This window comes from Pararobbsia alpina (genome assembly GCF_965118125.1).
Lineage (GTDB): Bacteria > Pseudomonadota > Gammaproteobacteria > Burkholderiales > Burkholderiaceae > Pararobbsia > Pararobbsia alpina_A.
In genome coordinates, this window is sequence record NZ_OZ221288.1 from 790,089 (window position 1) to 804,291 (window position 14,203).

Here is a 14,203-nt window from a genome sequence, read left to right on the forward strand (position 1 = left end):
GAGGCGCAGTCTCCCAAGCCTTCGTTGCACTTCTCTAGCGCACGCGAGTCCATGTGCGCCCCGAGGTCAGCTAGGCCCCAATGCGCTGCATACCCTCTGCGAAGGTCTGTGAGTTTCGGGGCATCTCAGTCAATCAGGAGCGATTCATCACCAGCTAAAGTGTGGGGCCGGCTAGCGACCTATCAGGTTCGATAAGTCGCGCCAAGCCTTTCGAGTGCGCAGGCCCTCGTTCCCGCGAGCAACTTCTTCGAGCGTAGCTTCGAGTCGAGACGGTGCTCGGGTTGCCTCAAGGCGCACGGTTTTTGACAAGACCAGTAGCGTTTCCTCGGGCCATCTTCTAGCAATTGTTTCGCCTTCTTTTTCGTCCATCAGACCGTGAATAACCATGTCTGGATACTCCACGAACGTGAGGTACTCGCTGACGGTCGCTACGATTTCCGCGAATGACTCTTTCGAATGCGTAGCAAGCCGCACCATTGCTTCAGACGTAGAGCTCGACCGACATGCAACCTCCCGTGGCCATGCGTCTCGAAAAAAACGTTTTCCGAATTTCAGCCAGTTTCCGTCATCGTGCACAACCTGTTCCACCAGCCAGAGCGCGGCATTGCGTCCTGAGTCGCCGCACCCTCGAAGAGCATTTCGACACTCTGCAAGAGTGATGAAGCCGCCCGTTGTGACATTCAAAAATGCCGCTTGAATCAGCATCTGAGCAACGTTTCTATCGGCATGTTCATCGAGTTGAAAAACAGCAGGCTCGGACGCGACTTGGAGGAAGTCGTTCTTCACGGACCGAAAGAGCCGCGATGGGCGCGGTAATGCTATCTCGTGAATGATGCCAACCCAAAACGACTCCGCGAGCCCGTCTTCGACGGAAAGATGCGGCAGAATGGCGCGATTGAACCACCGTCTATCTGCGAAATAAAGGAAATTGAGCTGGCGACCCAACAAGATGGCCGCGTGCCATGCACCGGCCCCCGGCGCTTGCAAGGCACGATGCAATCGCGATTGAATAGGAGGAGAGAGGCCTTCGTTTTCCTCGAACTTCTGCCCACTTATCGCGTTGAAGATGGCGTTGACTAAATGGCCAATGGGTCCGTTGATGGCATGGTCCACTGTCTTCAATGGTCGCGGTTCGCCCTTTGAATTTGTCGCACTCGATATCGAACTTCCTGTCGCCGCCTCGCCGATATCGCACAGACAAACGAACAGGGCATCCCAGAGCTTCCAGAATTCGTCTGCAGATGCGTGATAAAGCTGCTTGGCTGTTTGCTCAATCCAACGAGTGACTTCGTATCGAAGCGGAAACACTATTTCGGACGGCAACTGTCCCAATCGCCTAGCCGAGACTAACAAAAGCCGACGAGACGTTTGCTCTGGCCACGACGAGATAAATTCTCGCCACAGCGACTCTGGATAGTTACTGCGACGCCTCTCAATCGTCAACGCCAGAAGCGCCTTAACTGGGCGCTCCGCTACAAGGCCAGAGAACGGACGTATCTGGACAAGACCATCCCTTGGAGCGCCCGAGAGTTCAAGCGCGCGCTCGGCAATCATACTATTCGGAAGGTCTCGGAGCTCTTCCGGGTCGGTGCGTTGTTGGACCCAGCCGCCTCGCCCCTCCCAATCGTGGTCGGCGCCAATTTCATGCTCTGACGGCCAATCGGTCGAACCGCGAATCCGCGTAAGCGCTGTGAGGGTGGCGGTCGAGAGTTTGCAGCCGTTCCGTTGAAGCCATCCGAGGGCAACTCCTGCGCGATAGCGCCTGTCTCGCGCCGAGTCCCTCCGCGTTTCGTCGGCGTTGCGGGGGCGACCTCTGAGTAGTCGTCGTTCGATACGAAGTCTCTGTGTCTGGGAGAAGTCCTTCCATCGCGCTTTGAGACAGTGAAGCAACTCTCTCTGCGCATAGGGATTCCAGAAAACGTCGTCAATCAGCGCACTCAATTGCTCGCCAACGGTAGCGCCGTCGAAGATGTCTCTGTGCTTCCAAAAATGCAGTCGCAGGCGACCAAAGAAAAAACCCTCCGATGCAGGCCATGCGTTCACTTCCCACCGCAATTCGTTCGGCGCCAGTTCTCGCAAGCGACCGCACAACTCGGCGAACCAAAGAAAATCGGCGTCTAGGCTGTCTATATGACGAAACCGAGCGTCACCCGCGCTAGTTGGCTCGATTGCAGGGGCACGATAGAACCTTGATGCTCCCTCGACATCACTTAGAAGCGACGCAGCTGTTTCCAGTACGCCTCTCATAATTCGGACCACGGCACCAACTTGGTCGTTCGGTACTTCGATATCTGAACCCCTTCGGCTTTCAGTCTTCACGTCGAATGTCACCAGCATACTTATGCTGATAGCCGAGGGGTCGTTCGGCGGGAGCGGCGAGCGAAATGTCGCGGGCCGCGCGACGACGTATGGCTGGGCGATGGCTTGGAGCTCCCTTATTACGGCACCCGTCCAACCTTCAGCCCGAATTCGAATCGCAAGCCGCACCCAACGTAGACCCATTGAGCCTTGGGCTGAAGAAAGTTGTGATTCGTTTAATAGGGACCACGCATGCCTTACGCTGACGTCGAGTTCCGTCATTCCAACGCTGCGATTCGATAGCCTCTGCGCGATGGCATCCATCATCGATGGATGCAACTGAGCTTGTCGCGCTGCCCACCAGAGGGAGCTTGGTTCGTGCAAAACGCGTTCAAACCAGCGAACCAACCAACTGAGGCGTGTTCCGATGGGCGCGATGGCACTGCGTAAATTGGATATGCGAGTGTACGGATTGTCGGGAGCGTCGGACGGTAACGTACCGAGCACATCTAGTCCATCCTGAACTTCATTCTGATTGCCTCCGACCACTCGAGGCGGGTCATCGTCGAGTCCATACTCAGCATGTGGGTCTACGCTGTCGGGACGAACTTGCCCGTAAGCCTTCGATACCGGCGCATACCGAGCGAGCTTATCGAATACGCAGAGCCATTCAGCGGGCGGCGGCGGCGTCGATTCTGCGAACGCTTTGGCGCCTTCAGCAGTCGCAACGAGGGCTGCTACTTGGCCACGCTCGTGGGGAATGAGTTGACGAGGCGACTTGCGCGACAGTGATAGTACGTGAGCTTGCCAAGCGCTCTTGTCGCTCGACCGTTTCGCCCAAGCGTGCAATGACGACCACAACTGAGAATACCCACTGAACGCAATACCGGAGATTCCCAACTCGCTCCATCGCGCTTTAACTTCTCCGGGCTGCCCTTGCGCGAATGCATAGATTCGTCGCGAGCTGGAGGATGAGTTTGTCGACAGTCCTTCGAGTAGGTAGCGAATGGGCGGGTCGTTCGCTGAATACCCGAGCAGCACCACCACTCGACGGTCGAGCAAGTCACGCATAAAGTCGGTCGCCCACCCATCAGCAAGATATGCGCGTCCGAAATCGCTCGAACTGAGGACGAGGCCGCTGGCTTCATCGCTGTTTTTCGGAAGTCTGCCGTGCAGATATACGATGCCCGTAGGAGTTTCGTCCAGTGCCATCAACGGCAACTGCGGTCCGACCCACCGCTTGATACGCGCGTCGATTTTCTCGAACATGCGGTCGAAATTCGTTGTTACCACGAACGGCTCGCCTGAGGCGTCAACGGATATTTTTAAAAGTGCCTCGTGGTTCTGCGCGCAGGCTCCTCGCGGCGTTTTCAACGCTTCGCGTACTTCGTGTTCGACCGTCGTGCGAGAGAACTCCCGCTGCAACATCCCAAACACTTGGTCGAGCGGCGGCGCTAACTCGGGTTTGTTGTGTCTGATTGCATCAGCCATCGCCACGCCGATGGATGACGAGGGAGCGACGCCCAGTTTGGCCATGACTCGGGTGGTCAATTGGAAGAAACTCGGGAAGCCCGCTGGCATCGAAACCCCCGCGCCGCAGAAAAACACCACTTCCCCTTGGTCCTGGTATTTGAGCAACTCATTCGGAATGACTGGGCCGTCAGCTAGGAATCTCAGATATAGCTCCGTTTTCGATACTTATGTGTAACGGCGAGTGGTGGCGCTATGCTGCTAGTGCGCCTGTACGTCATCGATTTCGATGCGGTCCTCTCGTGCGCTCCAGAGGGTCTCCAGGTCCACGTCTTCACTATCAGGCTGCTGTCCTCTGTCCAGACGGTCCACTTGAATCACCATCGGCAAATCAAACGCAGTGCCTGTTACAACACAACATCCTTTTGCCAAGCTCGGTATGAGGCTGCGCGACAAAGTATCGAGCGTCGAAATGGTGTTATCAATCAGGAACAGGTCTCGGTCGTTGACCAACCGATGGATGAAGAAGTTGTGAAGCTGCGAAACGATAGTGGGAGAGATATCCGCTGGACGCTGGCTTGAGATGGTCAGAAAGACCCCGAACTTTCGCCCCTCCTTGATGATTTCTTCGAAGAGTTCCAGTCGATAGTCCTTCCAACTCTCATGTTCACGAGCAGACTGCTGAGACAATATGTTGTGCGCTTCATCCACGATAAGATGAACGGTCTTGTTCGGAGGATTTTCGACACTCTCTCTGTGGGCATTGTAGTAGTGTTTCGCGATGAGCAGCGGGAGAACCTTCTTTGTTTCGCTGTTGCAGCGTCGCATTGAAATAACTGTCACCAGCCTGTCATCGGGCTCTTCCGCTCCGACTCGAATCACACGGCGAAGTGTATTCAGAGATGACTCAATTCGCTTCAACAACGGTTGAATGTGTTCGAACTGCACATACCCGTTTATGAGGTCCGCAATTAGCTGCAGGTTGGCACGTAGCACCAGTTGGTCAAACGCGTCGAGCTCTGAAGCATCGACGGGGTCGACGAAGCGACGAAAGTGCTGGTCATAGTTACTACCGTTGCTGTCGAAAAACTGACCTGCACGCGTAAAACGCCCTCGATTGGAATGCCACGATACGGTCCTGAGTGCGTCGAGGAGCTCCTCATTCCTGAGCAGCCTCGCAACATTTCGCATGAGGTCCAAAGTCGCTGCTTTACATTCGCCCGCGCAGAATGCATCCCGAAATTTTGACTTCGTATATAGCGAGAGCGAGTCGCGATTCACCTCAAATCGCAACCGCCCACCAATGAGACGCGCCAAGAACGGACGCTGAGTATTTTGCGTCGCTTGAAAGAGCACGGCCAAAGTGTCAGCGTTCCAGAACTCCCGCTCGTTCAGCGGAAACGCTCCTCCTTCAGGTTGCGGTACACCTCGCGGCGCGACTCGCGTGCTCAAGTCATAGACAGTCTTCGACGCCGGACCGACCAATTGCCCGCCGGTGTACTCGCCGTTGAAGTCGAGGACCACGAACCGGCTATTGTTGCCCATCGCAGTGGCCTTTCTCTCGAACAGAACCGAATACAACTTTGTTAAAGTGTTCGATTTGCCGCTACCCGTGTTTCCGAACACGCCCAAATGTGTGTTGAACAGGCGCTGCCATGGCAGGCCAATCGCAATATCTTCCTTCAACAATCGACCAATAGTAAACGAGCTATCTCCGTCCCGCCCGAACACCTTAGAGATACGCTCCTCCTGTAGAAGAAAAGCAGGGTCTCGTATCATCGGCAGATACTTGATTCCCTGCTGAAAGGTCTCGCGATGAAAGTAGCCTATCGGTCGCGCGTCAACTTTTCTGACGTACGCAACCTTGCCGCCTTCGGCTTCGACCCGGCTTTCATCGAGATACTCGCCTTCTACGATGCAAATGATGTCGCGAAATCCGCGTTGTATTGCAACGTATTCGCGTATCGAGACCCCCTTGTATTTGTCGCCAGCGTAGAAGAGAGTCTCCTTGCTCGAATCTTCGTCAATCTTGAGCGTGACTCTCACACCGGTTACGGCAATTACCTCGCCGACACGAATGCTCATGCTGCGGCTCCGCCATCGAGGTCGATGACAGGAGCAATCGGCTCATTGGCAGCTTGTTGTATTCCCGTTCGCAAACTCGGCGATTCGTCGAGTGTGAATACTCGCTCGTTGAACGCGCTGAAATCCATGCGACCCTCATCCAATGCCAGGCAGCGTACGTTGTCGAAGCCTTTGAACTCGAGCTGTAACTTGTCCCTAGACCGCTGGCTGAAGCAACATACGAACACCTGAAGATGCGGATTCGCGAGAGACCGTTTCACCAAATTCAAAATGTGCTCATCGGCAAACGAGAAGCCGAACGTGATAAGTACGGCATTTGGCTTCTCGAGCTCGTAGCTCAGCATGCGAAGCATCTGGTAGTAGTGCTCTTCGAACACAGTCTCAAAAAATTTCCATTTTGTCGGGTTCACGATGGGCAACCGATGATAAGCACTCATGAATGCATCGAGTTCGCCCTGTGTGAAATCAGGGAAAGGGAGTTCGTCCAGATTGGATTCGGTATTAGCCAAGCATGCAGAAAATGGCGCAAGTTTCGCTTGCGCAGCCGCATCAAGCAGGTCCCCACTGGAGCGCGAATCGTAGTCGACCACGATGCTTGCTCCATCTTTTTTCCAGTACACCGAGCCATGTACGTGAACGAGGTTGATTTGGGGAACACTCGTCTGATGTCGCTCGAATACCCCCGTCTGACACAGATACGTATTGAAGTTCCGTGCTTGAAGATAGCGCCGGCGGAAACCTCGCGCGCCATCATTGAGCACAAAGTCAACGTTTCCTTCACGAACGAGTTCGTCAGCAACTAGCGGAAAACATCCGTCGTAGTTCGTAGTAAACAGATTGCATCGACGTTCGAGCGATTTGCGACGTTGCAGCAACTGAAGGACTGTCTTTATGAACGTACGATAGTTTTCCACTAGCCGCGCAGAATCGACAGTCGCTAACACGATTAGCTCAGGCGGAAGTACGTTGTGCGAAGACCACCTTTTTAGACGCTCCGCAATTTCCGTCCAATCCGGCGTGTCGGAGCCGACAAAAGCGAGCAACGCGACTCGCGTGAGAGGTGTTGGGCCAGAGAATGGAATGAATAGCATGTCGGTCATACCGGCAGAAGAATTGAATATGCCGTTCCTTCAACGGTGCTCAACTTGTCGGTCGACCACGGCCGTAGAAAAAACACCAACTTCTCGTCCTGCAGGAACACATGAGTTCCGTCGGCAAGCCTGTCGTAATCGCCGGATAGGTCACGCGTCTTCAGTTGATTCTCGATATCCGACATGGCGGATTGCGTACCGAAAAGAAAAGCAAGGCGTCCAGTTCGTAGCCGCAAAAAGCCTTGCCTTCGTTGGAGCAAGCTGGCGACACTAAAAAGCCCCACACCGCGCAGCGAATTTCCCGACGACGTTCTCCACTTTTTGAAGCACTCAATTACCGCATCCTCTTCCTCTTCAAGCGATACATCGTCCAGTCGGTCGACAGAACGCTTGTTTTCGGGACGGCTCGCGAGCCAACGAAGCGCGAGGCCAGGGCCGGAATCCACCATCGTGAGCTCCAAAAAGCTAAGGTAGCGACGAACACCGCGCGAACCGGGCTCATCGTCTTTCCGCACGCGAGGGTGATTCACAAGGTTGTAGAGGAGATACGTCTGAATATGAGTATTTCCGCCGGCAAACATTAGAAGGCTGTCATCGTCGACGTCACGCACTCGGAGTGTTATCGCTCGAATCCCTTTTTCATATTCCACGCCTCGATGGTCGGCGCGAGCCCACCAATCAGAGTTTTCGACGAGTTCGCGGATGAGATGGCTCAATGGCTCCGCAACCTCTCGCAAATATTTTGCTGTCCAGTTTTCTGCCAACTGGGCGAGAATATCTTGCACCACGACCCGAACGTCCCCCTCGGGACGGACTCGCCAAGCGTTGTTAAGCTGCTCATAGAAGGGGCGAATGAACTCCCGCCGGCTTCCTTGCACGCACACCAAGTTTGCTCGGGTCTCCACGGTTTCGTGCGTGCTATGGAACTCGAAGTTGTCCATCGCATCCAGGAACGCTGTAAAGCCCTTCGCCTCCCGACGCTTCATGACGCGGTCATTCGAGTCACGCAGTTGATTCGCAAATACCCAGGCAGCAAGCACATAGGGCAGCCCGAGCTGTTTTTGAACCAAGGTCTCAAACGACCCCGCAGTAGAGTCCAACCCCAGAAAAGACGCTACGGTCGCACTTGGGGAATGGCGGGCCCAGGTGACAACGAACTGCAACAGCGCTGCCTCAGCGCAGAAAGACGTGACCCCCCTAGACAAGGCAGGGATAGACAGTTTGGACGTGTCTTCTTGTCCCAGTGTTGCTAGTGCGCTCTCAATACTCTGGATATCCGGGTCCGGCATTTTCATCGTCAACATGTCCTTCCGAGTGTTCGGGTCGTCGGTTATCGACATGACCAACAACCGGTTAAGTTTCGACGTCACTGTGCGGTAGGGCTCACGCAGGTGTGTCGGTCAAACCCAGAGGTTCTATGGGCTCAGTATCCAAACAAGCGAACTCTGCTGCGCCGCGACGCTGTCGTTCGCAGCGGCCATTATCATCCGCAGCCGGGGGTCTAACGCAGCTACAGACAGCCCAGGCTGTACGCAATTTACAGTTAGGCGCAGGTCGATAGGCTGCAACGCTTCAAGAATATCGAGTGCCGCTTCACGGGTTCCATGAATGAACGGCGATACGCCGCCATTGCGATTCGCCTGCGTACGGCGCTTGACGTGTTGTTTCAATTCATCCAACACCTGGTATCTAACCGATTTTACGGCTTGTCCAACCAACTCATAGACATCGTCCACTCGCTCCCCGCTCGGCAGCGCTCCTCCCGCACCTTTGCAATGAAATAGCCCAATGTCGTAGCGACCATCGTTCCCGCGCCGCCCCACTACAAAATCTGCGGCTTCACCGGACCTGTGGTCATAGATGATGAAGTCATTGTCAGGTTGGGCAAGCAAGTGCTCTTGCAGATGCCGTTGTACGGTTCTTCGTTGACCGTCTTGATTATCGAACTCGACTTGAATCTCGCAACCGTGCCAATCCAGTTCCAGCGTGCGCCCTACACGCGCACCAGGGCTCTGAGTTCGTCGGTTGAGCGTTTTGCCAGTGAACGTATTTAATTGCGATGTATAAAAAACGAGCGGTTCGTCGTTGAGCCACTCTTCGACAGGCAAACCGCGTCCATCGCGATTCTCAATAAAGATGGCCGGCTGCCCGGCGTCTGCGGTGTATTGTGGAATGTGGTTTGGAGAAAACTTAACTCTTCGCGACACGTCGTCGTCGCCGACTGCAAACTGTAGCGACTGTCGGTTGTTGCTTACCCGAATATCGGTAATGGATAAGTCCAACACGCAACCGCGCCGTGGTGCGTCTTGACCTAGCACGACAGTTGGATTGGTGCGGTACGTATCCCGAGACCAGTCTGCGGATACGGTATCTGACGGAAGTTCAGTCAGCCCCTCTCCAAAAGGCAAGCGGTCGAGCCCTGAGCGTCCGATGTTTACGTTTACCGCTGAGATGCGCGCGTGAAGTGTGGTCATCCACCGAAGAGTTTCTGGCAACGACGATTTGCCATTGGACCAGACGCGGCCGCCGCTGCTCGCCCCTATTAACTCCGACGTGCCGTCGATTTCTCCACGTCCGAAGAAATGGCCTTGGCAATAGGTCGCACCATCTGTGTCACGCACGCCTCTATCAGCTTGGCTTCCAGCCACGATGCGATAGCTTTCTGTTGTCGCCACCGGGCTAGTGTTGCGAAGCCCAATGTTAAAGAATTCCTGCTGTTCAAGTCCATTGAGCACCTTGCGGAGTCGAGCAAAGGAAACCTTAGATGCGTCACCATTGCAAAGATGTCCGACAAGGCTCGAATACAAACGCTCGGTCCGCAACGTAGCCGTCACGAACAGCATTTGAGTTTCAGGGAAGAATCTAACGAGGACCAGGTCATGCCGAACATCAATGATGTCTCGTCCGCGAGACCATGCCGGAGTATCAAGGTCACGCGTAAGAAACAGACTTGCGTCGTGGTCGACGGAATCCCAACGCTTGACTACCTCCAAGCCGCCAATCTTTTTCAAGGAATCAAAGCCTTCCGGAGGACGTCGTGCTGCGTACACTGCAATGTGGTGCGGTAAGAGTAGGTGTCGCGTATCGACAGAATCGTAGTCCGCCGAAGGTCGTCCGCCCTCGCGGAAACTTCGAACGTTTTCCTCCTGCCGCAGTGCAAGTTGCTGCCGCGCGTCAGCAACGTTGGCAATCAACAGGTCCCACTGAACGCCGCTTTTGTAAAGCTCGTCAGACTCTGAATCGAGTTCACGAGGTGCAGCAATGAATGTGGCGTCGCCGGTGCGAATCCCGTTTGTTCGCGCGAATCGGCCAATGAACTGGAGAGTTGGTACCAGCGACCGATGAGCGTCGTGTAGAACAGCTATTTTGAACTGAGGGAAGTCATAACCCTCGCCAAACATATCGACACAAACGATGCCATCGAGCTCACCGTCTCGGAGTCGCGTCTCAATTGCTTCCACTCTGCGCGGGCTGAGCTGACTGGAGACACTTTCCACTAGCAATCCCGCCGCGACGTACTTTGCAGCGAGTCGCGTAGAAGCCTCTACTCGACCACAACGGATGAGCATTCGATGCTCATGTCCAGCAGCCCGGTCACGCTCAAAAACTTGAACTGCACGAGTGACCAGCGCGTTATCAATTTCCTCTCGGGACGCGTGCTGGGGTATTTCGACGGACTCGAAATTTACTCTTCCGAACGCCTGCTCTTCGACCGCCCGCTTCAGCGGGTAATAAAAGACGAGGCGGCCAGGAAGCTTCACGCCATCCAAACGGTAGGGAGTTGCCGTAAAAAGCGTATGCTTTGCCTTCGGCAACGAACGAATGAGCGATTCCCAGGTTTTGGCTGGGGCATGATGCCCCTCGTCCATCAAAAGGAGGTCGAAGAACCCCTCGGGAGGGGCAACGGCATCAGCGAGCGCGGGGCTAGCGGCATGCGGTGTCGCAATAACAATGTCGGAGTCTGCGTGGGCGAACCACTCATCTGCGCTAGTCGCGCGCGAATCCAGCGTCGACACTACCGGAAGCTGTCCCTCTTCCAGCGAAAACGTCCCGTGTCTGACTAACACGTCTAGGGAACGAAACGTACGGGCTGCTTGGCCTCTTAACGCTGCACTTGGCACTATCAACAAAACTCGGCGTGCCTGCAAAGCGAAGCACGTCCCGGCCATTACCGCTGTCTTTCCATATCCCGTGGGGAGGGAGATTACAGCCGGCTCTGTCTCCGCGCAAAAATGCGCGGCCAGTGCGTGGAGTGCACCAACTTGTCCCCTGCGTAATCCTCGGCCCGGCGCGTGCGACTCAAAGAATGCAAAGCGCCGCGCATTATCGCGAAAGAAATCCAAGTGAGTCCCCTCCGCCTCGGCGCAGGACTCGTTGTTATTTCCGATTCGCGCCCGACAGCGTATAGCGTTTCCAATTCCTCATATCTTAATCTAAGTGACGGCGCGTATTACCGCCGTTCAAGTCAAATCGGCAAAAATCTCCCGGCCAGCGGATTTTGACCAGACACGCAAGCCTCCGAAATTAGTTCTACTTTTTGTGTAACTGATTGGTAACAAACGAAAATTCAAGCGCCCGGCACATGCTGTTACATAAAGTATGTAACAGCCTAAAACCTGGATAGACGTTGACGACTTCGTCGTCACGTCGGAAAAGTGCCGTTGGGGTTCAGGTCTTCGGGCTTGACCCATTTGCGCGTATGGAAATTCATGGTGGTGATCCTCGGTCCCTCGGCCTGCGTTTGATTGCAGTACCAGTCGGAACGGTGATTAGGGTTTTCCCTGATTATAGGGTTAACACCAAGGTATTCAGCAACCACCAAAAAAAGATTTTTGCATTGCACAAATTGCAAGAATCGCGCGTCACGCCCATCCCATAGGCATCTGCGACCCGTCCCCCTATTTTCTTAAGATTTCTCCTTGAATTCGACTTACTTTCGATATATCGTAAGTTCATTACTTTAGATACTTCGTAAGGAGCACACGATGCGTCACTGCAGAGATTTCTTCTGGTCAGAAATGGCACAAGGCCATGGACACTTTATGCATTTGATTGGCCGGCACCACCGCGGCGGCCGGTTTGGCGGCCCGTTCGGCGGCGACGATGATTCAGACTTTCGCGGCGGGCGCGACGGCGGCGCCCGCATGAGCGGCCGGATGTTCGGGCATGGCGATCTGCGCCTGCTGTTGCTGGCACTGATCGAGAAGGAAGCGCGGCACGGCTATGAGCTCATCCGCGTGATTGAAGAGATGAGCGGCGGCGCCTACACGCCGAGCCCGGGCGCGATCTACCCGACGCTGACGCTGCTTGAAGAAGCCGGCTATGCCGAGGCCGTCATCGAAGGGGGCAACCGCAAGCAATACCGGATTACCGATGAAGGCCGTCAATATCTGGACCAGAACCGCGAAGCGGCTGACTCGCTCGTCGAACGCATGGATCTTGCTGGTCGTATGGCCAACAAAATGAGTCTGCCGGCCTCGTTGCGCGGCGCATTCCGCCAGCTCAAAGGCGCCGTGCTGACGCACCCGCGCAACTGGGATCCGGCAGAGACCGCGCGCGTGATCGAGATTCTCGAGCGTGCGGCGGCGGAAATTGCAAATCCGCGTCCCGCCGATTCAAAGTAAACCGACTTTTTGACAAGGAACCCGACGCATGTCGACGACTGTCATGCATGAAATGCGCCGCGTACGACGTGATGTCGTCATGCGGTTGCTCGAAGTCAAGCGCGTCGAATCACTGACGCCGAAGATGGTGCGCGTCACGCTGACCGGCGACGCGCTGCACGGCTTCGAAAGCGATGCGCCCGATGATCACGTCAAGGTGTTCGTGCCACTGCCCGGTCATACGCATCCGACCCTGCCGGTCATGACGGCCGATGGTCCGCGTTTTGCCGAAGGCGTCACGCCGTCGCCGGCGCGCGACTACACGCCGCGCCGGTACGATGCGAAGGCCAACGAGCTCGATATCGACTTTGTGCTGCACGGCGACGGGCCCGCATCGACGTGGGCCGCGCAAGCCGAAGCCGGACAATGGCTCGGTATCGGCGGCCCGCGCGGGTCGCGCATCGTGGCCGACGATTTCGATACGTATGTGCTGATTGGCGATGAAACCGCGCTGCCGGCCATCGGCCGCTGGCTCGAAGAACTCCCGAAAGGCGCGCGGGCGATCACGATCGTGGAGATCGCCGACGAAGACGAACGCCTGCCGTTGCACTCGAAAGCCGACGTTCAGCGTTACTGGCTGCATCGCAATGGCGAGGCGCCCGGTACGACGACGCGGCTTGAAGACGCGCTGCGCGATATCCGCTTCCCCGAAGGCGACACGTTCGTCTGGGTCGGTGCGGAATCACGGACCGTTCGCGGTATCCGCCTGTATCTGCAACAGGAACGCGCACATAATCCGGACTGGATCAAGGCTTCCGGCTATTGGAAGCTGTGGCCCGAGGATGAGGACGAGTAAAAGAAGGCCAGGGCTTCCCGCGTAGATCGCTGCTCCGGCCTCACTTACCCTTCCTCGCTCACGTCGACCTCGCCGCATGCGGCGAGGTTGGCACGCACGCGCTTGAGCATCGACAGCAGCGTCGCGACCTCTTCGCTTGAAAACCCCTCGGTAATCCTGGCCGTCAGGTCGTCGCCAAGCTTGAGCGCCGCGTCGAGCCGATCATCGGCCTTGTCGGTCATGCTGACCAACAGCGCGCGCCGGTCCGCCGGATCGGCCTGCCGCTTCACCCACCCCGCCGCTTCCATGCGGTCGATCATCCGCGCGACCGTCATCGGCGTCACATCCGCGAGCGTCGCGAGATCCGTCTGACGCATTTCGCCATACGCCGTCATATAGACGAGCAGGCGGCACTGCGCGCGCGTCAACTCGATTTCCTGCTTCGCGCGCTGGTCATAGATGACCCCATAACGGCGTGCGATATCGCCGATCACAAATCCCAAACGGTTTTCGATTGCGCGTTTCATGCGGTTCGTGAAGTTCCTGTGGGTCGTTCGGGCCGTATGGTACGACGAGGCGCGCGCGGACGCGGAACGGCGCGTCGCACAGGTCGCTTCGGGCAAACGCCAATGTTTCAGTAAGTCGCAATATAATATGTTGGCTTATTAATTTCAGGGCGCGCGCTCCGAACCCCTTGGATGCGCGCCTTTCCCGTTGCTGCTGCGACTTCACGACGTGTTTCGTCGACCGCGAATTTACTGACCGTGAGCCATCGATCGGCCGCTTCGGCGGCGCGCCAACCCACACCGGAGCCTGACGAC

The 14,203-nt window shown here is 55.9% G+C and carries 8 protein-coding genes; 2 read left to right on the forward strand and 6 right to left on the reverse strand.

The annotated features are described in order from the left end of the window. Window positions 1-171: 171 nt before the first annotated feature. The 5 genes from ACMFWR_RS21885 to ACMFWR_RS21905 form a co-directional block, all read right to left on the reverse strand. The gene (locus ACMFWR_RS21885) at window positions 172-3,936 is read right to left on the reverse strand and encodes an SIR2 family protein (RefSeq protein WP_413196786.1); all 3,765 of its coding nucleotides are present in this window, start codon (window positions 3,934-3,936) and stop codon (window positions 172-174) included. Window positions 3,937-4,029: 93 nt separating this feature from the next. Beyond that, window positions 4,030-5,853: an ATP-binding protein gene (locus tag ACMFWR_RS21890; RefSeq protein WP_413196787.1), complete on the reverse strand. Its 1,824-nt coding sequence runs from the start codon at window positions 5,851-5,853 to the stop codon at window positions 4,030-4,032. Then, window positions 5,850-6,944, reverse strand: coding sequence for a hypothetical protein (locus ACMFWR_RS21895; RefSeq protein WP_413196788.1), 1,095 nt, complete (start codon window positions 6,942-6,944; stop codon window positions 5,850-5,852). Before ACMFWR_RS21895 ends, ACMFWR_RS21890 begins: the two co-directional genes overlap by 4 nt. Before the next feature lie 5 nt (window positions 6,945-6,949). Further along, complete coding sequence (locus ACMFWR_RS21900; protein WP_413196789.1) at window positions 6,950-8,248, reverse strand: hypothetical protein; 1,299 nt, start codon at window positions 8,246-8,248, stop codon at window positions 6,950-6,952. 111 nt (window positions 8,249-8,359) lie between these two features. Next, window positions 8,360-11,287 (reverse strand): DEAD/DEAH box helicase, encoded by a 2,928-nt coding sequence (locus ACMFWR_RS21905; protein ID WP_413196790.1) that lies wholly within the window; start codon window positions 11,285-11,287, stop codon window positions 8,360-8,362. Between the two features lie 642 nt (window positions 11,288-11,929). On the opposite strand from ACMFWR_RS21905, the gene ACMFWR_RS21910 reads away from it, so the two are divergent. Together ACMFWR_RS21910 and ACMFWR_RS21915 are read left to right on the forward strand one after the other, a co-directional pair. Next, window positions 11,930-12,568 carry a PadR family transcriptional regulator gene (locus ACMFWR_RS21910; RefSeq protein ID WP_413196791.1) on the forward strand — a complete coding sequence of 213 codons (639 nt, stop codon included), beginning with the start codon at window positions 11,930-11,932 and terminating at the stop codon, window positions 12,566-12,568. A 28-nt stretch (window positions 12,569-12,596) separates the two neighbouring features. Next, window positions 12,597-13,403, forward strand: a complete 807-nt coding sequence (locus ACMFWR_RS21915) for a siderophore-interacting protein (protein WP_413196792.1) — start codon at window positions 12,597-12,599, stop codon at window positions 13,401-13,403. Between the two features lie 44 nt (window positions 13,404-13,447). On the opposite strand, the gene ACMFWR_RS21920 is transcribed toward ACMFWR_RS21915, so the two are convergent. Further along, a complete protein-coding gene (locus ACMFWR_RS21920; protein WP_413196793.1) occupies window positions 13,448-13,909 on the reverse strand; it encodes a MarR family winged helix-turn-helix transcriptional regulator in 462 nt (153 codons plus the stop codon). Window positions 13,910-14,203: the final 294 nt, after the last annotated feature.

Coding starts and splice junctions, on each gene's coding strand:
- ACMFWR_RS21890 (WP_413196787.1), bottom strand. CDS start 5,853: ATGAGCATTCGTGTCGGCGAGGTAATTGCCGTAACCGGTGTGAGAGTC.
- ACMFWR_RS21895 (WP_413196788.1), bottom strand. CDS start 6,944: ATGCTATTCATTCCATTCTCTGGCCCAACACCTCTCACGCGAGTCGCG.
- ACMFWR_RS21900 (WP_413196789.1), bottom strand. CDS start 8,248: ATGTTGACGATGAAAATGCCGGACCCGGATATCCAGAGTATTGAGAGC.
- ACMFWR_RS21910 (WP_413196791.1), top strand. CDS start 11,930: ATGCGTCACTGCAGAGATTTCTTCTGGTCAGAAATGGCACAAGGCCAT.
- ACMFWR_RS21915 (WP_413196792.1), top strand. CDS start 12,597: ATGTCGACGACTGTCATGCATGAAATGCGCCGCGTACGACGTGATGTC.
- ACMFWR_RS21920 (WP_413196793.1), bottom strand. CDS start 13,909: ATGAAACGCGCAATCGAAAACCGTTTGGGATTTGTGATCGGCGATATC.